The 20,228-nt window shown below is 52.3% G+C and carries 19 protein-coding genes; 10 read left to right on the forward strand and 9 right to left on the reverse strand.

The window, feature by feature from the left end:
• The first annotated feature begins 66 nt into the window (after window positions 1-66).
• The 3 genes from yncE to M8318_RS05105 all read left to right on the forward strand — a co-directional run bounded on the left by yncE (window position 67) and on the right by M8318_RS05105 (window position 4,414).
• Window positions 67-1,128: a 7-bladed beta-propeller protein YncE gene (yncE, locus tag M8318_RS05095; protein WP_262661203.1), complete on the forward strand. Its 1,062-nt coding sequence runs from the start codon at window positions 67-69 to the stop codon at window positions 1,126-1,128.
• Window positions 1,129-1,138: 10 nt separating this feature from the next.
• On the forward strand, window positions 1,139-3,133 hold the full coding sequence (locus M8318_RS05100; protein ID WP_262661204.1) for a TonB-dependent receptor domain-containing protein: 1,995 nt from the start codon (window positions 1,139-1,141) through the stop codon (window positions 3,131-3,133).
• A 99-nt stretch (window positions 3,134-3,232) separates the two neighbouring features.
• Window positions 3,233-4,414 (forward strand): aminotransferase-like domain-containing protein, encoded by a 1,182-nt coding sequence (locus M8318_RS05105; RefSeq protein WP_262661205.1) that lies wholly within the window; start codon window positions 3,233-3,235, stop codon window positions 4,412-4,414.
• Between the two features lie 41 nt (window positions 4,415-4,455).
• Here M8318_RS05105 and M8318_RS05110 read toward each other — a convergent pair whose 3' ends face one another.
• Window positions 4,456-5,292, reverse strand: coding sequence for an alpha/beta fold hydrolase (locus M8318_RS05110; protein ID WP_262661206.1), 837 nt, complete (start codon window positions 5,290-5,292; stop codon window positions 4,456-4,458).
• A 91-nt stretch (window positions 5,293-5,383) separates the two neighbouring features.
• Entirely contained in the window at window positions 5,384-6,772 is a 1,389-nt protein-coding gene (locus M8318_RS05115) for an MFS transporter (protein ID WP_262661207.1), read from the reverse strand.
• 122 nt (window positions 6,773-6,894) lie between these two features.
• Here M8318_RS05115 and M8318_RS05120 point away from each other — a divergent pair, with 122 nt between their 5' ends.
• Complete coding sequence (locus M8318_RS05120) at window positions 6,895-7,803, forward strand: LysR family transcriptional regulator (protein WP_262661208.1); 909 nt, start codon at window positions 6,895-6,897, stop codon at window positions 7,801-7,803.
• Between the two features lie 44 nt (window positions 7,804-7,847).
• Here the strand turns inward: M8318_RS05120 and M8318_RS05125 are convergent, their stop codons facing one another.
• Window positions 7,848-8,825 carry an NAD(P)H-dependent flavin oxidoreductase gene (locus M8318_RS05125; protein WP_262661209.1) on the reverse strand — a complete coding sequence of 326 codons (978 nt, stop codon included), beginning with the start codon at window positions 8,823-8,825 and terminating at the stop codon, window positions 7,848-7,850.
• 149 nt (window positions 8,826-8,974) lie between these two features.
• On the opposite strand from M8318_RS05125, the gene M8318_RS05130 reads away from it, so the two are divergent.
• From M8318_RS05130 to M8318_RS05140, 3 genes are all read left to right on the forward strand, one after another.
• Window positions 8,975-9,871 (forward strand): LysR family transcriptional regulator, encoded by an 897-nt coding sequence (locus tag M8318_RS05130; protein WP_262661210.1) that lies wholly within the window; start codon window positions 8,975-8,977, stop codon window positions 9,869-9,871.
• Window positions 9,872-9,977: 106 nt separating this feature from the next.
• On the forward strand, window positions 9,978-10,595 hold the full coding sequence (locus tag M8318_RS05135; protein WP_262661211.1) for a histidine phosphatase family protein: 618 nt from the start codon (window positions 9,978-9,980) through the stop codon (window positions 10,593-10,595).
• Window positions 10,596-10,950: 355 nt separating this feature from the next.
• Window positions 10,951-12,174 carry an MFS transporter gene (locus M8318_RS05140; protein ID WP_262661212.1) on the forward strand — a complete coding sequence of 408 codons (1,224 nt, stop codon included), beginning with the start codon at window positions 10,951-10,953 and terminating at the stop codon, window positions 12,172-12,174.
• Window positions 12,175-12,227: 53 nt separating this feature from the next.
• Here M8318_RS05140 and M8318_RS05145 read toward each other — a convergent pair whose 3' ends face one another.
• The 5 genes from M8318_RS05145 to grxB form a co-directional block, all read right to left on the reverse strand.
• A complete protein-coding gene (locus M8318_RS05145; protein WP_262661213.1) occupies window positions 12,228-13,478 on the reverse strand; it encodes an MFS transporter in 1,251 nt (416 codons plus the stop codon).
• Window positions 13,479-13,733: 255 nt separating this feature from the next.
• Window positions 13,734-14,588 carry a diaminopimelate epimerase gene (dapF, locus tag M8318_RS05150; RefSeq protein ID WP_262661214.1) on the reverse strand — a complete coding sequence of 285 codons (855 nt, stop codon included), beginning with the start codon at window positions 14,586-14,588 and terminating at the stop codon, window positions 13,734-13,736.
• Between the two features lie 48 nt (window positions 14,589-14,636).
• Window positions 14,637-15,704 (reverse strand): bifunctional transcriptional activator/DNA repair enzyme AdaA, encoded by a 1,068-nt coding sequence (locus M8318_RS05155; RefSeq protein ID WP_262661215.1) that lies wholly within the window; start codon window positions 15,702-15,704, stop codon window positions 14,637-14,639.
• Window positions 15,688-16,464: an isocitrate lyase/PEP mutase family protein gene (locus M8318_RS05160; RefSeq protein WP_262661216.1), complete on the reverse strand. Its 777-nt coding sequence runs from the start codon at window positions 16,462-16,464 to the stop codon at window positions 15,688-15,690. Before M8318_RS05160 ends, M8318_RS05155 begins: the two co-directional genes overlap by 17 nt.
• A gap of 105 nt (window positions 16,465-16,569) precedes the next feature.
• Window positions 16,570-17,205, reverse strand: a complete 636-nt coding sequence (grxB, locus tag M8318_RS05165) for a glutaredoxin 2 (RefSeq protein ID WP_262661217.1) — start codon at window positions 17,203-17,205, stop codon at window positions 16,570-16,572.
• A 169-nt stretch (window positions 17,206-17,374) separates the two neighbouring features.
• On the opposite strand from grxB, the gene M8318_RS05170 reads away from it, so the two are divergent.
• Window positions 17,375-17,923 carry a GNAT family N-acetyltransferase gene (locus tag M8318_RS05170; protein WP_262661218.1) on the forward strand — a complete coding sequence of 183 codons (549 nt, stop codon included), beginning with the start codon at window positions 17,375-17,377 and terminating at the stop codon, window positions 17,921-17,923.
• 16 nt (window positions 17,924-17,939) lie between these two features.
• Here M8318_RS05170 and M8318_RS05175 read toward each other — a convergent pair whose 3' ends face one another.
• Window positions 17,940-18,356 (reverse strand): fimbrial protein, encoded by a 417-nt coding sequence (locus M8318_RS05175; protein WP_262661219.1) that lies wholly within the window; start codon window positions 18,354-18,356, stop codon window positions 17,940-17,942.
• Between the two features lie 169 nt (window positions 18,357-18,525).
• Between M8318_RS05175 and M8318_RS05180 the strand changes: the two genes are divergently transcribed.
• The gene (locus M8318_RS05180; RefSeq protein ID WP_262661220.1) at window positions 18,526-19,047 is read left to right on the forward strand and encodes a PAAR domain-containing protein; all 522 of its coding nucleotides are present in this window, start codon (window positions 18,526-18,528) and stop codon (window positions 19,045-19,047) included.
• A gap of 2 nt (window positions 19,048-19,049) precedes the next feature.
• Window positions 19,050-20,228 carry a hypothetical protein gene (locus M8318_RS05185; protein WP_262661221.1) on the forward strand — a complete coding sequence of 393 codons (1,179 nt, stop codon included), beginning with the start codon at window positions 19,050-19,052 and terminating at the stop codon, window positions 20,226-20,228.

Genomic DNA, 20,228 nt, shown 5'->3' on the forward strand with positions numbered 1-20,228 from the left:
AATTGTAAATGATATTTATTTTCATTATCATTTTTCTTTACGTAAGCAACTGTAAAGAATAATGACATGAAAAACGCCTCTGCCGTAAAGAACAAAACCCTGTGTGCCCTCGCCATTTGCCTGGCTATGCACTCTGGCTCGCTATTCGCTAAAGACTTCACCGAAAAGGATTTTCTCGTCCAGCCGCTGGGACCGGGAGTCTATGAGCTTGCCTATGATAAAGGCCAGAACGCACTCTATGCCGCCTCTGCACCCTCGTTTGATAAAGACAAGACGGCAGGGCTGGTCTTCCAGCTGGCGGCATCCACGCTGAACATTGAGCACCAGATCCCGACCGAACGTCGCACCTTTGCCGTCGCGCTGGATCAGGAGCAGCACATTCTCTATCTGGGCAATGCCCTGGAAGGGTCGGTCACGCTGCTCGATACGCGTAATAATAAGGTCATCAAAACGATCCAACTGAGCGACGATTCAGATCCGAATAAAAAAGCCCACGTTCGGGAGGTGGTGCTGGATAAGAAGCATCAGCGTCTTTACGTCTCCGGGATTGGCCGCAAAGGTAAAGGTTTGCTGTGGGTCGTGGATACGCACAAGCAGGCTCTGGACCAGACGCTGGAAAAACTGGAGCCCGTCGGTTTTGCCGTGGATGAGGCAGGCGACAAGGTTTACGTTGTCTCCGGCGCCGGGGAGCTGATCACCCTGGATGGCAAAACCTCGCAGCCGCTTGCTCGCGTAAAAGTCGATCCTGCCGATCCGGAACATTACTTCCTCAACATCGCGCTCAACACCGCGAAAGGGGTGGGGTATATCGCGGACACCAACACCAAAGATGTGCTGGTTGTGGAGCTGGATTCCGGCAAACTCCTGCACCGTGTCCCGACACCTAATTCCGTTGCCGTGCTCTACAACGCCGCGCGCGACGAAGTCTATGTCACCCATCGCAACGATCGTCAGATTAGCGTGATCGACGCGACCCACAACCGCCTGAAACACACCATCAAAACCGCGGCGATGCCAAACAGCCTCGCGCTTTCTGCCGATGCCCGCACGCTCTACGCCAGCGTCAAGCAGGATGAGAAAGCAAAAAACGCTGATTACGTGCTCAAGATTGATTTAACTCAGTTCTAAGGATCCTGTTGTGATAAAGCAAACACGCATGGCCGTGGCGGTTTCGCTCGCCCTGGCTAACCTGCCGGTGGCCGTTTTCGCCGCAGAAAACACCGCTGTTAACGAAGATGAACTGGTGGTGACCGCGACCGGTTTTAGCCAGGAACGCCGCGAAGCACCAGCGACAATCTCCGTGGTGAATGAAAAAGAGCTGAACACTCGCTCGAATCAGAACGTTACCGAGGCTCTGCGCGAAATGCCGGGCGTGCTGGTCGGTAACGGTCACGGCAGCCTGGCGACCGGCGATGTGCAGATGCGCGGGATGGACTCTACGTATACCTCGTACATGGTGAACGGTATCAAACAGGCCACCCGCGAATCTCGCCCGTATGGACACCATATCGGCACCGAAGCTGCCTTTATGCCGCCGCTTTCCGCCATCGAGCGAATCGAGGTGATCCGCGGGCCGATGTCCTCCCTGTATGGCTCTGACTCTATCGGAGGTGTAGTAAACGTCATTACCAAAAAAGCCTATAACCTGGAGAGGTGGACCGGGGTTCTGGAGGATAACTACTTCCTGCAGGAGAAGAGTGAATACGGCAATACCAATCAGACCAACCTCTTTTTAATGGGGCCGGTGATCCCGGGCAAGCTCGGGGTGAGTGTGGCTGCCGATTATCTCGATCGCCGCGATGATGACAGCATCAACGATGAACGCTTTGTGAAGCATCAGTCCGGGAATCTGGACGCGACCATCTCCATGTCGCCGACCGATACCCAACTCTGGGATCTGAATGCCACCAAAGGCAACCAGGAGAAGAGCCATAACGACAAGCAGTGGTACTGGGGCTTTGATCGCGATGCCGCGTCGCTGTCGCAACATGCCTGGTATGGCGATATCCTGGAAGTGAAGAACTTCGTCAGCTACGAAAAAGCCAAAACTGAGTACCGCGTCCCGGGGATGTCATCGCAGTTTATTACCCAGAAAAACTACGAGGCCAACAGCGCCAATACCTTTACGCTGGGCGATCACAAGCTGACGCTGGGCGTGAACTTTACCCGTAACGAACTGGACGATGAGTTCGGCATTAAGGATAAAGAAGCCCCTGGGGTTACGCCGGTGAGTGAAATTACGCGCGACGGCTGGGCGGTGTTTGCTGAAGATGCCTGGATGATGGTCCCGGACTTCACTCTGACCACCTCGGCGCGTCTGGATCACGACAGCTATTTCGGTTACCACGTCACACCTAAGCTCTACGGCAACTGGACCATCGATGAAAGCTGGGCGCTGAAGGGCGGCGTCTCTGCCGGCTATAAGAAACCGGATCTGCGCCAGAATAACGAAGGCTTTACCAGCGTGTACGGGGCTTATCCTTACTCGGAAATCGGTATCGGGAATGACGATCTGAAACCGGAGGAGAGCGTCAATACCGAGCTGGGCCTGTACTGGCAGCAGGAGGCGCTGGCGCTGGACGCGACGCTTTTCTACACCAAATTCAAGAACAAAATCAGCGACCATCTCATTTGTACCGCGTCGGACACGCAGAAGTGTACCTATAACGGATATGTCGCCGATACCGTCTTCCAGTACGCCAACGTCAGCGATGCGGAGATCTACGGTCTGGAGCTGAACGGCGACTGGCAGGTTACCGCTTCCCTGAAAGCCAACGCCAACTATACGTACACGCACAGCGAACAGCAGAGCGGGGAGTATAAAGGCTATGCCCTGAGCGATTTCCCGGAAAGTATGGCCAACGTCTCCCTGACCTGGAACGCGGTGAATGATCTCGAGCTGTGGACCAAAGCCAGCTGGCGCAGCAGTTCCCCGGACATTGGCAAATCCAGCGAAACGGACGCCTACGCGCTGGTCGACCTGGGCGCGCGTTATCATCTGAACAAGAACGTGACGCTGATGACCGGCATCTATAACCTGTTTGATGTGAACCCGATCTACCGCACCTCTTACAACCAGTCTTCAATGCTGGAAGGTCGCCGCTATAACGTTGGCGCCCGTATCGAGTTCTGATCCCACTGCCGGAGCCTGCGGGCTCCGGTCTCTTCGGCTGGTTAAAACGTTCTACATGTGATACTTAAACTGGGATACAACAAACCAGGATAATAAAAGATGTCGCAGAACAAAATTGCCCACAAAGTACAAAACCTCCAGTCATCGGCGATCAGAGAATTATTAAAACACAGCAAGATGGAAGGGGTGATTTCACTCGGCGGGGGCATTCCCAACCCGGATCTTTTCGATCGTGAAGGGCTGGAACTGGCTATGGAGAAGGTGCTCTCCAGCACCTGGAAAGAGGCGTTTCAGTACGGTTTGAGCGAGGGCAGCCCGGAGCTGCGCGGTGCCATCTGTCAGCTGCTGAGCGGCAGGGGGATTAACTGCGGCGTGGACGACGTGGTGGTGACCTCCGGCTCCCAGCAGTCGCTGGATATTCTGGCGCGGGCGCTGATTAACCCGGGCGACATCGTGGTCGTCGAACGCCCGACTTATCTTGCTGCGCTGCAGGTTCTGCAGTTAGCGGAAGCTAACCTGATGTCGGTAGGGACCGACGGCGAAGGGATGATTATCGATGAGCTGGAAGCGCTGGTTAAGACCACGCGCGTCAAAGCCGTCTATATTGTGCCAACGTTCGGTAACCCGGGCGGCGTCACCCTGGCAGAGCAGCGTCGTAAGCAACTGGTGGAATTATCCCAGCGCTACGATTTCGTCATCATCGAGGACGATCCCTACGGTGAAATCAACTTCACCGATAAGACCTTCACGCCACTGAAAGCTTGGGGGGCAGAGATGGGCTGCAGTGATAACGTCATTTACACCTCCACCTTTTCCAAAATCCTCGCGCCGGGCGCAAGGGTTGGCTGGTTAGTGCTGCCGGACTGGATAAAGCGTCAGGTGGTGATCCTCAAGCAGGCGACCGACCTGCATACCAGCTCATTATCGCAGTCGCTGACCTGGCACTATCTGGAGAGTGGCCGCCTGGCCGGGCAAATCGACCTGATCCGCGAAGCCTATAAACACAAATGCCAGATCCTGTGTCAGCACGTAGAAAGTGAACTGAGCGATCATCTGACCTTCCATAAACCGATGGGCGGCATGTTCCTGTGGGCGAAATTCAAATACGAGATGAACACCACGGAGTGGCTGAAAAAGACGCTGAACAACGGCGTGGTCTATGTGCCTGGGGAATTCTTCTACTGCAACGAGCCGGATCATGCCACGCTGCGTATGTCTTACGTCAGCGTCACGGATGAGAACCTGAAAGAAGCCGTGGCGCGGTTAAAAGCCTCCCTGTAAGCTCCCGGAACGGGTGGCCCAGGCCACCCGTTTTTAAGTTATCAGCTGCGAATAAATTCCAGTAAATCTTTGTTGATGGTGTCTGGATGTGTGGTGTGCATCCCGTGCGGATATCCCGGATAGACTTTCAGTGTGCTGTTGCTGATAAGTTCATCCTGGAGCAGGCTGGCGTTCTTATAAGGCACAACCTGATCGTCATCCCCCTGCAAAATAAGCACCGGAAGGGTTATCGCTTTCAGATCGGCGGTCTGATCCGTTTCTGAAAACGCTTTAATGCCTTCATAGTGCGCCTTCGCGCTACCAATCATCCCTTGTCGCCACCAGTTCTGGATGGTGCCCTGCGAAATTTCAGCCCCGTCACGGTTAAAGCCGTAGAACGGACCTGTCGCCACGTCGAGATAGAACTGCGCCCGGTTTGCCGCCAGCGCTTGACGGAATCCATCGAACACTTCGAGCGGCGTGCCGCCCGGATTGTCCGGCGTTTTTACCATCAATGGCGGTACGGCGCTGATCAATACGGCTTTCGCCACCCGGCCCTGCGGTTGGCCGTATTGCGCCACATAACGCGCGACCTGGCCACCGCCGGTGGAGTGGCCGACATGTACCACGTTGTGCAGATCCAGATGTTTAACCACGGCGGCAACATCGGCGGCGTAATGGTCCATATCATGGCCGTCGCTGACCTGATCGGAACGGCCATGACCACGACGGTCGGAGGCGATGACCCGGAAACCTTCCGCTAAAAAGAACAGTAACTGGTTATCCCAGTCATCCGCGCTTAATGGCCAGCCGTGATGGAAGAAGATAGGTTGTGCATCTTTGGGGCCCCAATCTTTATAGAAGATACTGACATTATCTTTTGTGGTGACAAATGACATGGTAGACCTCTCGGGGAGTGAAAAAACCTGAGTGAAGTGGCTGAGCCGATACGTGACGACGTACAGCCGCTTAGAAGTCTAGTTGAGATAATTAGCGATTGCCTCCAAATGAGTAGTTCAGCGATTTGCGCAGTCGGCTCAGGCTGAACAACACCGATGCGACAGAGGCGGCGACGGCGATCCACAGGGCAATATTAACGGCTTCAGTCGACATAACGGCCAGCAGGATCCCGACCACCGCAGCGCCCAGGCATTGCCCAAACGTCCGCGCGATGGACAAGATCCCGGAGGCATAGCTGGCATACTCCCGGGAAACATTCGCCAGCATCTCCCGGTTGTTGGGGCTTTGGAAACAGCCGAACCCAATCCCGCACACCAGGCTACGTAAGCAGATATCCCACATGGCAGGCGTGGCGGGCAGCGTCGCCAGCAGGATCAACCCGACGACAAAAATAACCAGCCCAAGGGTGGAGATCAGCGGCGCAGAAAACGTATCGGCCCAACGGCCCGCATGAGGGGCAATCAGCACGATGCCGATCGGCCAGGGGATAAACAGCAGTGCGGACACAACAGGGCTGTAGCCATACACAGTCTGAAACTGGAAAGGCAACGCGATGAAAGTGATGCCCTGGCTGATAAAAGAGGCCAGCGATGTTAAGGCGGCGAGGGTAAAACGCCCATTGTAGAAAATGGCGGGCGGCAGTAACGGCGCGCGGACGCGGCGGATATGCCAGATAAACACAACTGTGCAGCCCAGGGCGAGGAGCCCCCAGCAGAGCGCCTCGTGAGAGCGGGAAAAGCTGTTGGCCATCATGATCGTTGAACCCAGAAGCGTCGCCGACAGCACTGCTCCGGGTAAATCGAACCCAGCCAGGCCGGACGTGACGTTTCCCGGTAATGCCTTGCCTGCCAGCACCAGCGCGAGGGTTCCCGGAATCAGATTAATGGCAAACAGCCACTGCCAGCTCAGGATATCGAGGATGGTGCCGCCCAGCACGGGGGCGATCGCCGTACTGGACGCAATTAGCAGGGCATGCAGACCCAGAACGCGCCCGAGCAGTCGCCCCGGAAAGACGGAACGCAGGATCGCTGGGGCGATACTCAGTGTGGCAGCGCCGCCGATCCCCTGCAAAATACGCATTCCGATGAGCATCTCCGGCGTTGTTGCCAGCGCGCAGCCCAGTGATGTCAGGGTAAATGTCGCCAGGCCCGCCAGAAAAACAGGGCGCGTTCCGTAGCGGGCCGCGAGCGCGGCGAAAATAAGCAACGTCATGGCCGCAGAAAGCAGATACCCGTTGGCGAACCAGACGGCGTAACCCGCGGGCACCTGCATGGCTTGGGCCATTGAGGGCAGGGCAATATTGATCATCGTGCCATCGAATACCCCCATCAGCGTGGTGATCATGACCGCGATCATAACCCGGGCGCGCGCCTGGCCTGGCAGCCCTTCGTCACCGGGTTGGTTTGAAAATAGCATCATCATCTGGATTCCTCGAGGGTGTTGAGATGAAGAAACTATATTCCTGGGGTATAGAGTGCGGAAGATGCAGCGTTTACACTTAATCATTGCACCGAACGCCTTATCTAAGCTCAGAGGTTCTCATGTCCGATCCTGATTTTAACTTGCTCGTCGCGCTCGACATTCTGCTGGCAGAGGCCAGCGTTGCAGGGGCAGCGCGGCGTTTAAACCTGAGCACATCAGCCATGAGCCGCACGCTCAGCAGGCTACGGGAGGTAACGGGGGATCCGATCCTCGTGCGGGCAGGACGCAATATGGTGTTGACGCCCTGGGCTGAAGCGTCCCGGGATCGCGCCCGGAACGCGGTGCATGAGGCGAGGGCGGTGCTGCAACCTTCCATGGAAACGCTCAACGTGAAAAATCTGGCGCGGTTTTTCACTATCAGAGCCAATGATGGATTTGTCGTCGCGTTTGGCCCGGCGCTGATTGCCGCCGTGGCTGAAGTGGCGCCTGACGTCTGCATCCGCTTTGCGCCGAAGCCTGAAAAAACGTCCCGCTATCTGCGCGAGGGCCTGGTGGATCTGGAGATTGGCGTGCAGAGCAATATGGGCCCGGAAATTCGTCTCCAGAGACTGTTTCAGGACAGGTTTGTGGGCGCGGTTCGTAAGACGCATCCGCTGGCGTCGTTACCCAGCATCGGCCTCAACGACTATGTCTCCTGGGGCCATGTGGTGGCCGCGCCCGACGGATCGTTACACGGGTTTGTGGACGATGTGCTGGCAGAGGCAGGGATGACGCGTAAGATTGCCAGCGTGGTGCCCGGCTTTCCGACAGCATTATCCGTGGCGCTGGCGTCCGATCTTGTCGCCATGGTGCCGGCGCTCTATCTGCAAAACCCGCACATGACAGAGCAACTGCATGTTTTTGAGCTGCCCTTCAAAACCCGGACCATCACGGTTTCGCAGATGTGGCATCCCAGAATGGAAAACGATCCCGGCCATCGCTGGCTGAGAGAGAAGGTGATTGCGGTGTGTCGGACGGTGGGACAGTGAATCCGCGCACCGAATCGCAATTTTTCGATTCGGCGCGGCAGACATTAAACGTGCAGTTCAGCGACGACCTCAGCAACGCTTTTCATGCTGCGAATGCTGCCAATGCCCGTGCCAAGGGAGATATAGCCCTCGTCAGTATTGCCTTCAAGCATACCCAGACGCAGACCACGTAATCCGCCCATCACCTTCGCCAGCTCTTCCTTGCTAGCGCCAGATTTATCCAGCGCCACCAGTTTGTCGGCCAGTTTGCCCGGCAACGAACGGTAGTAATCCGGCAGTGTGCGGAACAGGCGCATATCCAGCCCATTAGCGGCGATAATTTTTTCTTTCACTGACTGCGGCACGCGGCTTTCAAGCGTGCTGATAAATACCGAACCGGCAAACACACCCTGCGCGCCCAGGGCATGCGCGGCTCTGGCGGTTCGGCTATCGGTAATTCCACCTGCGGCTATGACCGGGATGTTTTTCACCGCGTCAGCGATCAGCGGCACGATAGAGAAAGTGCCTAATGCAACGCCAGGCAAGGTTCCACCTTCATCAAATCCTGTCGCCACAATAATATCGGCGCCAGCGGCTTCCGCGTCCCGGGTGTTTTCCAGGGAAGGGTTGATATCCCGGTAGATGATTTTGATCCCTGCGGTTTTCAGCTCATCAAACAGGGCAGGGATAATGGAACCTTCCCCGTAGCCGGTGTAGACGACTGCATGCACCGCTTCCTCTTTAATGACCTTAACGATGGAAGGTGTCCAGATGTCATTTTCTGCCGTCGGGATCAGGTTCACGCCGAATGGTTTCTCGGTGAGCATTTTGGTTTTGCGGATTTCTTCGCGCATTTTCTCGGCGGTCGCTTCCGGTGTTGAGACCGCCGTTTCGGCCGTTAATCCGGCATTTGGCCCGAGTACACCCAAGCCACCGGCGTTACTGACTGCCGCCACCAGGCGGGCATCCGTCAGCCACGACAAAGGCCCCTGAATGACGTTTTTTTCAATACCCAGAATCTGACTAACTCGTTGATTTTTCATAAGACGATTCCTTTAACTAAGACGGTTTCTAACCGGAATAGCGTTAGTTTACGCGCCGAATTTGTTCTAAAAAATAGCGAATATGCTTCATCACTTTTACAAAATCAGTAACAATAAGGGCGTTATCCACCACGGCAAAAGTGCGCGCTATGCAAATCAACGTTTACGAACTGATGCGGATCTTTGTTGAGATCGTTGAGTCAGGCAGTTTTTCCCAGACCGCAGAAAACCTGCAAATCCACCGGCCCGCAGTGACCAGAGCCATCAAACAACTGGAGCAGCATACGGGCGTACGCTTGTTACACCGTACGACCCGGCGCATCAGCCTGACACCCGAAGGGGAAGAGTTTTACCGCAGCAGTAAGCCATTGCTGGAACAAACCGATAATTTATTGGGTTCTTTCGTCGCGGGGCGTTCATTGTGTGGCCAGCTTCGGGTGGATATGCCCGTGTCGATTGCCGCGCTACTGGTTGTGCCAAAACTGGCGGATTTCTATCGCCATTATCCCGGGATTGAAGTGGTGCTTAGCAGCTCCGATCGGCGTAAAGATATGCTGCGCGATGGCCTGGACTGCATCGTACGCGTCGGTCCGCTGGATGAAGGTGATTATGTAGCGCGATCGCTGGGTAAGATAAAACTGGTGACCTGCGCCAGCCCGGCATACCTGGCGGAGTATGGTGTACCGGAAACGCTGGACGACCTGCAGAATCATCAGGGCGTGAACTGGTTCAACGTTAACAGCCGACAAATTATGCCGTGGGTATTTCAGTCGACGTCAGGCATCGAGGAACTTAATCTGCCGGGGAAACTGGTGCTGGATAACTCCGAAGTCTATATTGCGGCGGGTCTGGCCGGGCTGGGCTTGCTGCAGGGCATGGATTTCTTTTTACGTCCGTATATCAATGACGGGCGTCTGGTTGAAGTGTTGCCCGGTCATCCGGTTCCGGCACGACAGTTATCGTTGCTTTATCCGCACCGGCATATTTCCCCCAAAGTACGAGCTTTTACGCAGTGGCTGGAGACGGTGTTGAAGGCGCATACATGAAATCGGGGCAGGGTGGAGACATTATAAATGAGGGTAGCACGTTGAAAGACGCATCCCATTTATCTTATGTTGAATGTCATTCAATAACGCGTATGGCGCTCTAACGATGAAAGTGATACTTGTTCGACACGCGGAAACAGAGTGGAATGAGCGAGGAATTATTCAGGGGCACACCGATAGCACATTGACCGGGCGGGGTTTGCGCGAAACATCGGCCTTACTGGCTGCGCTTGCAGCAAGTGATTACGGCGTGGATTGTGTTTACGCATCTCCGCTTGGGCGAGCATGGCAAATGGGCCAGCGCCTGGCTGAGCGCTTTCGCTGCTCATTGACGGCGGAACCTGCTCTTAAAGAACAGGCATTTGGTCAGTTTGAAGGAATGTCATCAGAGCTGCTGATACGAAATCACCCAAACGATGCAAATGCATTATTCGAACTTGATGCAGAGTATTGTCCACCTGGTGGGGAGTCTCTCGCGCATGCTTCTCAGCGGGTTATGCATTTTTTACATAGCCTGGAAGCAACATCACATCATCAAACAGTCTGTATTGTGTCTCACGGGCATGTCAGTCAGGGCGTTATTGCGATTCTTAAAGAAGGGGTTGCCGACAATTTCCCGCGATATGCTCAACCCAACGCGAGTTACTCCGTTTTCGATCTTATTAATGAGAAGTGCATCGCGGTCAGATGGGGAATTGCCACACACTTGCTTCAACTTGCCTGACTAAAACTAAAGAGCGGAGAGGGAAGTCTGCGATTTAAACGTATTGGTTAGTCTGCGTGTGGATATGGGACAGGACATTATCGACCCAAATATCACATTTAACATAATATACATTATGCGCACTAATGTTTATAACCGCGAAATAGTCCTGTCTGCTCAGGACTAAGAAGGCTTAAGATGTCAGTCACCAGGATTTTCCATTGAGGAATTCTGCCCCCCAAAACAGCTCGATGTTCATCTGGCCCAGGATACCGTCCGGTCGCGTCTTTTCTTTATTTTGTAGGCTGTGTGAAATTACGCTACAGACTATGATACTTGTTGCTGATCACCTGTCGTTTCCGCAAAGGATAACTGTATGACTGATGCGCACCCGGATGAAGAAATAATTAACCGGTCTACCAGAAATGGCTGGCTGATCATTTCCGCCCGCTTTATCTCTGATTTCGGCGCTTTTTTAAACATGGTGGCATTATCCACCTATGTATACGTGCTAAGCCAAAGTGTGATGCAAGTGAGTATTTTTCTGGCCTGTCGCGTTACCGGCGGAATTTTAGCCAGCCTGTTTGGCGTCCCTTATTTCAGACGTTTCACCGGACGCCTGCCCCTGGTAATACTGGATGTTCTTCGCGCGGCGCTGCTGGCATCATTATTAATTTTCCCTTATTCCGTACAAATCTATCTTTTGCCTTTTATCGCTCTGGGAATTGGCATAGGCAATTCGATGTTTGCAATTGGGCTAAACAGCCAGTTGCCATACTGGGTGGATGATTCCCGCCGGGTTGCGACTAATGCCTGGTTAACGTCAGCATCTGCGACCGGTGCGGTTATGGGTAGTATGGTGTCGGGTATTTTGCTGGCTGCGAACGGTTATGAGCTGGTATTTATCACCAATATTCTCACTTACCTCCTTGCGGGTTTATCTATTCTGCCCTTACGCTTTCTGGTTACCCCGGCTGGCGTAGAGAAGAAAAATCAGCGTAAAGAATGGAGTAATCTTGTTAAAGGGCTTAAAACAGCACCGCTGATGGCAGGCATGTTGCTGGTAACTATGGCTGATACTCTCGGCAGTGCTGCCCATAACGTAGGGTTTCCTGTCATTTCAGAGCTTCTGACGTCTGAATCGCCAGGAAAAACGATGGGTCTTCTGCTGGCAGTCTGGGCCGGTGGGAAATTTGCAGGTGCAAGAGCGGCAAATTATCTTTTGCTTAAGCGAGGGATACGAACTGAGCGTTTATTCTTTTATGGTGTGGCATTAATGTCGCTGGGGTTTATTTTAACGTTCCAACAGAACGCCGTCTCTCTGGCATTATTCTTTATTTTCTTCGCAGGCACTGGAGATGGACTTGCGGATGTTAGCCTCATCTCACGCATCCAAAGTGAAGTTGAATCTTTAAGGCTACCTATTTTTAGCTTGATCACGCTCTTACAAATGACAGGTTTTGGTGTTGGAATGTTGATAGTGGCGCCCTTCTATATCTGGTTAACCCCCTCAGTGGTCATTATTATTTTCCATGGAATTCCATTATTCACGTTGGCCTTCGTATGGTTATACATCCGACGAAGACAGCGCTCACATTAAAATAAAGCCTGAGGATCCTCAGGCTTTATTTTCCACGCTAGCTATCATCACTATCAATCCTGCAAACGCACCAATATCGTGACCCGGCAGGCATAAATAATTGCGCACAGTAGCAGACTCAGTAATGCGGTGCTGATAAATACCCCCGCTCCGGTCCTGGCCAGCATCACGCCACCGATCAACGGCCCGAGAGCTACCCCCAGCGTCGTCAATGTTGAAGCCCCCAGATAAGCACCGCGATGCTCAGCCGGTGCCAGCTGATCGAGCAGAATGTTCAGGTTCGGCATCAGAATTGCTTCCCCCATGCTAAATACGACGGTGACCGTCAGCCATGGCCAGACTTCTGTCGAACGCGTGGCAAACATGCAGAGCTGCGACAAAGCAAAAATGGCGCCACCCAGCAGAATGCGTTTTGGCAGGTTGATCTGCGCCAAAAACCGCATAATAAAACTCTGAAACACCAGCACGGTACAGGCATTGGTCACCAGTATCAGGGTTATCAATTTAACCGCCGCGTTGCCGTCAAGTAACATCAGGTATTGTGGTAATACAGCTTCGTAGTGGATAAAAACAATGCTGCATAGAATGCTGCACAGCAGTGCCGCAATATAGATTTTGTCCCTGGCAATGATGCCCATCACCTGATGCAGCTTAATCGCCGGGACGCTGGCCCCCTGCTGTTCCGCCAGCAGTTTACCCGCCGGGATAAACAGCAGCACGTAGACAAAAAACGGCAGATAGGTCAGCCCGGTGATCAAGAACGTCCCCTTCTGGGATGTCAGGCCAAAAACTATCCCGACCAGCGGACCAAATACCGCCGCGACGTTGATCAGGTAGTAACGCATTTGTAGAGCAAGTGCACGGCGGCGGCGATCGCCAAGCAGATCGCTCATCAGAGCACGCACCGGGGGATCAACCCACGCAAAGCACACGCCGATGATCATCAGGCCGGTAATAAACAGCCCCATCCCGGTGGCCTGCGCCAGGGTGATATAGCCTACGGCAGAAAAGCCACAGCCCAGCAGAAGAATGATCCGGCGCCCTAACCTGTCCGAAATCTGCCCGCCATACATGCCGAGCGCCACCGATAACAGCGCACTGCTGGTCATCGCCACGCCAATGGCAATCGGCGACATATGGTAATTCTGCGTCATGATCACCGCGATAAACGGCCATGCCATGAAATAGCTAAAGCGAACAATGAAGGTAAAAAAAAGCAGCGCATAGACAGTTGCCGGGAAGGTTTTTAGCGTCTGAAACAGACCCGGTGCCGCACTCACTTCAGCGGCAGGTTTTGTCGTCATAAGTTATCCTGATAATTATTTTTATTAACATATTGGAGTGATGCTAAATGTAACCACCTAAATAGTAATAAAATTATTAAGCAGCCACTGCAATATAAATGTTAACGAAATGTATAATTTGCCAGCTTATGATGTGAGGCCTATTGGTCGTAGAGAAATATAAGGGAAAGGATGAATCAGGCTGTGGAACGCGGTAGTTAATCCTAAAAACGACCGGCAACCCGTTGCAGGCTGCCAGTCTGAGAAGACGCAAAATCAGCTGGCGACCTTCCCACCAGCAAAACAGTCTTCGTCCAGCGTCAGGCTGGCAATTTTATGCACCGGGCCAGACATGCTGACCTGAAAATTGTCATCGAAGGTGATTTGCAGCTGCCCTCCGGGCATATTCACGCTGACCCGATTATTGACCCGGTCTAATTTGCGCATAACGCTGGCTGCTGCACAGCTGCTGCTGCCGGATGCCATCGTAAAACCGGCACCCCGCTCCCAGATACCAATACGCAGCGTAGTGCGATCGACGACCTCCACCAGCTGGACGTTGGTGCGTTTAGGGAACACGGGATGATTTTCTATTTGCGGCCCTAAGCGGTGAACCAGCGCCAGATCGAGCTTATCCACCAGCACAACACAGTGTGGATTGCCCATCGAGACCAGCGATACCAGGATAGTTTCATCCGCCAGCTTTAAGGGATAATTCAGCACTTCGGGTTGGTCAATCAGCGCGGGCAGTGCCGCTGGACTGAAATTCGCCTGCCCCATCTCCACCGTGATCTGATGCGGATCGTCATGGACCCGGCAATGTACATCCCCACCTGCGGTGTGCACTAAAAACGACTCGTGTCCGACGCGGCCGATATCGAAAAGATAGCGAGCATAGATGCGCAGACCGTTACCGCTTTTCTCGGCTTCTGAACCGTCCGGATTGATGATGCGTAAGGTGGGCTGATGTAGATCCCCACTGTCAATAAGCAGACCGTCAGAGCCTACACCATAATGGCGATGGCATAGGATACGAATCTGCTCGGTCCTCAGCTGTTCTGCGACTGAACGGTGGCACACCAGGTAATCATTACCGAGCCCGTGATATTTATGGAATAGCAAAGGTGTCATGGATAGCGTTCTGAATTTGTTTATTTAACAAATACATTACCGTATTTTTCAGCCCGCAGGACAAAAAAGTGAACGCTGCTTTCGTTCATGATCAATAAGCCACTCTTTGCGTGCGATCCCTCCCCCATAACCGGTCATCGCCCCCTCTTTGCCGATAATCCGGTGACATGGAATCACAATGGCTATCCGGTTAGCGCCATTTGCCGCCGCCACCGCGCGTGCGGCAGCCGGTTTTTCAATCTGCCCGGCAAGAGATTGATAATAGGATGTCTGACCGTAAGGAACCTCGCGTAACGCCTGCCACACGGCGCGCTGGAAATCGGTGCCGGGGGCATCCAGCGTAAGATCAAAATGTTGCCGGGTACCGGAGAAGTACTCATGTATCTCTCTTTCCGCCTGGCGGGTATGACTATTTTCCCCCGCCATGATCCTCGCCTTTAACAGACGCTGGAGATCGCGAAACTCTGTCTCCAGCATACGACGATCGGTAAATTCCAGCAGACACACTCCCTGTTCCGTGGCGCACACAAACATGGGGCCAAGCGTGGTGGTGAAACGGTGAATAACGATCACCCTGGTCTGTTCGGTTGGCGCAACGCCCGTAAGACGTTTACAGGTATAGCCAAAACCACTTAATGACTCGTAACCACTGTCAAAAGCGACATCGGTCGCGTTACGTCCACCTTTTAACTCCTGCAGGGCAATATTAACCCGCTGCATTCGTTGAAATGCCTGAAAAGTAATACCGTGATTTTGCAGAAACCAGCGCCGCACCCGCTCGGGGCTAATGTCATGGTTACGTAGCGCCGTATCGCTTATCCGGGTTTTAGGATCTGCGCGAACAAGCTCAAGCGCCTGTTCGATGAACGTCGGCGCACTGTGCGCATTTTCAGTAGGTCGACACACTTTACAGGGACGATACCCGGCATCCAGGGCAGATTTAAAATCTGTATAAAACTCAACGTTCTCACGTTTCGGTTTACGGGCCCGGCATACCGCGATACAGAATACCCCTGTCGTTTTGACGCCGACATAAAATACCCCCGTATACCCGGAATCACGTTCAAGTAATGCCTGATACCAGAGATCGCACTGCTTACTATCGCGTACTTTCATCAATAAAGACCTCTGCAAATGACTGCTGCGCCAGGATACGTTCCAGCAAATTCTTCAGCTGCAACTGAATAGCCGAATGCACAACGTTCCCCATTGAGATACGGCTTACTCCTGCTTGCTTCAGTCTCCCGAAGGTGGCGAGATCGGGCATGCACATGACATTCAACGGCAGGTTGAGTTCCTTAGCAATCATCGCTATATCCTGTTCTGACGTCAGGCATGGAACAAAAATCCCATCTGCGCCCGCCGCTTTGTAGAGCCGGCCCCGGTAGAGCGTTTCCTGCAACGCGTGCTCATGAGCGAGCAGGTAGGTATCGGTACGGATATTAAGAAACAACTGAAGATCCTCTGCGCTCAACCGGGTGCGAATCGCTTCTAAGGTCCTGGAGAATGCCTGCGCGTCAACAAGTCGTCTGACCCCGTCAACGACTTTACTGTCCTCGAGGTTTATCCCTACCACGCCCGCCTGCACAAGACGCTTAAGATGCTCTGCTATCTCATCCGCGTTACTGCCATACCCAGCCTCAACATCAACACTTAATGGCAGATTACTGACGGACGTGATCCGCGTGACAATATAGAGCATTTCGTCAAACGACATTGCTTCTCCATCTTCGTAACCCAGCATCGCGGCGATGGCTGCACTTGACGTCCCCAGAGCCTGATAACCTGCCTGTTGCGCCGCTATAGCACTGGTCGCATCCCAGACATTAGCGATAACTAAGGGTGTGTGTTGATGGTGAAGTTCAGCGAAGGTCATGATTCTCTCCTGTAATAAGGTACAGGGTGAATCTAAGGGATTCGATGAATCCCTCACAACCGAAAATCGGACGACCATTTTTTAAGGGGGCATACCCCCTTACCGTTATAAAGCTTTGTCTGTAAACAGCGGTACGCTACAGGCCGTGGAGATATGGTCCAGATAACCGCGCAGCGCCTCTGTGTACGGGAAGCCTTTCACAATCGTCAGCGAGTTCAGGATCGGGAAGAGATAAAAATCGGTGATACTGACAGGATGTCGCGCCTGCAAATACGCTTCGATTTTACCGAGCTCTTCCACCAGCGTGTCAATGTAGGTCTGGCTATTCGCCATCAACGTATCCAGATCGCCAAAGGCGTTAATCTCGCGCTGAGTATAGGCCTCGCGCGCGGCGGGTGTGGCGAGTTCTTTAAAATCGGCGCGGGTAAAACGCGGGATCGCCAGATTGAATACGGCACGCGTATTCTCTTTGCACCAGGCTTCAATGACCGGATTGCACTCCCCGGTAATAACCGGCGCGCCATCAAGCTGGTCAACGTAGTGAACGATATCCATGCTTTCCGGCATGTATACGCCCTCTTCTTTCTGCAGGATCGGCACAACCTTTTTACCTACCATGCGGGTTGGCGTCTCCGCATCCCCTTCCATGATCACGCCCAGCTCAAAAGGCACCTTTTTGAGACCGAAGATCATTCGCGCGCGGATACAGAACGGGCAATGCTCATACACATATAATTTCATAGCACTCTCTTTTCAGAACAGTTCGATAACAGGATGTCTACGCCATAGCATCTGGCAAATCGGGTCATAGTTTCCAGCCTAACTTTAGTAGGTTGGGTCACAGGTGGGCTAGAAATCAACGTTATTATCAGTACAATAGATGTGAAAAAAATGTTAATGAGAGCGCGACATGAAGTTATTCTCCACCGAAAGGACGGACGTTTATCTGCTGACGTCCGATCTGGCAGACAGCCTCCTGCTTTTCATGCGGGAAAACCGATCGCATTTCGCGCCCTTTGAACCCTTGCGCAATGAAGAATATTTCACTCTGGAGAGCGTATCTCAACGAATTGAGAGTGCGCAGAGCGATTACAACGCGAGAAAATGCCTGCAACTGGTTTTCACGGTAAAAGGCGAGAATAAAATAATCGGCAGCATCAATTTCACCAACTTTATCTTTGGTGTTTTCCAGGCGTGCTATCTCGGCTTCTCGCTCGATCGCGCTTATCAGGGGCAAGGACTGATGCATGAGGCGCTGAAGGAATCGCTGAGCTATGTGCAGGTTAATTACCGCTTTCATCGGATTATGGCAAACCACCTACCTGATAATGCGCGCAGCAGTAAAACCCTGGCCAGTCTCGGCTTCGTTAAAGAGGGGTATGCGCCCTCTTATCTCAAGATCAATGGGGTCTGGCAGGACCACGTGCTCACCTCACTGGTGATTCCAGAAGTGGATTAAGAAACCTTATTCACCTTTAGTAATACGTCAGCGTATAAGTCGCCACCGCGTTAACCTCTCCAGCCGCCACGCGGTGTTGCGTCTGGTAGTAACGCGCATGCAGAGGGATCTCTGCCGCAGTGCCCATATCTATCTCTATGTGAAACATGACTGGCGCATTCTGGTAAAGCAGCTGATCCGCAATGCCGCGGGTCCGGTTATGACGGGCATCGTTTTTCAGAACACCTTTGTCTTTAATTGCAGCGGACTCATTCCCATTCAGGCGCAGCTTCACCCCCACAGCGCTATTGCAATCGAGCTGTAAAGCAAAAGGCGTACCACCCGTAGTATCCCCAACTTGCTCAAGCTCATTCAGATTGGTTGGCGGGAATTGTAAGTTATCGCCAACATACAGAAAATGATTATCCAGATAGTCAAGATTACTTGATCCCACCGCGGATACCGTTTAGTCGTCATGCGTGCCGGAAAACCGCATAGCCGCTGATAGCCTGCAACGATATCCTGACGCCCACGCCATTCAGGTTGAAATGGATAATTTTAGTTAAGTTGTGATTGTTGTATGATGCCTTGATTATGTCCACATAGTTATTAAGGGAATGATAATGACAAGAGCACTGGCCTGCCTGGGTGATAAAACGAGTTACGGAGAAATCATTTCAGCAACTGCGTCCTGGTTTGAAGGAGACAGGGCAATAGCCCGGACTGGTGATGAGGCATCATGCAGCAACTGTAAAGGGTATTTTAAAATTCTTGCCTCCGCATGTGACTGGGCCGAAAAAGGTAAAGCATATGCAGCCACGGGTGACAGGGTACTGTGTCATTGCCCCAATCACTATGTTTACGGTTCAACCTCGCAGTTTACCAGCACAGGGGCTGGCTCCCTGACCTCGCGTAATACCAGCCAGTCGCCAGTGCCGGCACAGCAGACACAGGATTCCAGTGCCCGAAACTGTATTCGTTTTCAGTGCGCCGATGATAGCGGCCAGTTAATGGCAGGATGCCGCTATACACTGATGTTCCCGGATGGGCGCTCTGAGGTGAGCGTTACTGATGAACAGGGAATGACAGACTGGCATTACGCTGAATCCGCTGAAAATATTAACATGCATATATTAAAGGATTGATTATGGCTGTTTACCACCTCAGTACCCGTATAAATTCTAATGTTCCGGCTGATTCTTTACTGTATGACCTGTGTATTTACCGCATGGACTCCAGCAGGAATAAATACCCGTTGATAAATGTGAAGCAACAGCCGTTTCTTGGCAATTATCAAACACAGAGCCACGTTACCGGAAAAATAAATGAGTCACCCTCGACCATTTATATTATGGAAATGAAGCTTTTCCGAAAAACCATGTTGCATACGCACTGTGTGACGCCTGTTCCGTTCACCAAAATGTATACGCTGGAAGAATTTGCATCAGATAAAGCCTGGTCTCCGGTTAAGCGGGAGAACCCCTGTTATTTTGAGTCAAAAGGGACAATGAAACCTGAGAGTCAGGGTGGCGAAACAAAGCAGATTAAAATCACCATCCCGGAACGTCCATTTATAGCAAAAGAATATCCTATCGGAACGCCACAGGATCCGTTTGAAAAAAACAAAATTGAATCTGAGATAAACGAAAGATTTTATCATTACTCTTACCCTTATCAGGATAGAGCAAGTGTATGTGGACCTGCTGCATTTTTTTACTGTGTTCAAATGGACCGTCCTGATGTATATGTACAAGCTGCCAGGGAACTATGGCGGTACGGAAAGACTAAAATAGGTACACTGACAATCTCCCCTGGCGAAGGGTGTAAACATCCTTCAGGTATGTTTCATACGAGTGGAGGTCAGCCAAGGATCTTAGGGCTTGACTGGATGACGCTGGCTGGGCTCAGGGATTCAGAGAATACCATGCTGAACTTTGATGCTCTTGATTCGCCAGTGGCTGGTATCACAATGTGGCAAATACTGACAGAATGGTTTGAAAAGGCTGGTTATGAAAAGGTGTTCAGTAATGTAGGAATCACTCAGGCAGGCGTCCAGGGAATCAGAGATTTAAATAAGTATGTAGAGCAAGGCTATAAAGTCGTGACATTAATAAATGATGGTCTGCTTGAAGGTAGTACAAACAACACGACATTTCCTACGCACTGGATTGTATGGGATGGTTCTGTAACACAGGATGATAATGGGCATGTTAATTTAAAATTATTTTCTTGGGGAAAATCAGACAACTGGATTAAACGAAAAAAAGATTTGCAATTTTTTATGAATAGATTCTTCGGAGGAATGGTTTTCAAACCATTAAAATAG

Source organism: Leclercia tamurae, assembly GCF_025566055.1.
Classification (GTDB): Bacteria; Pseudomonadota; Gammaproteobacteria; order Enterobacterales; family Enterobacteriaceae; genus Enterobacter; species Enterobacter tamurae.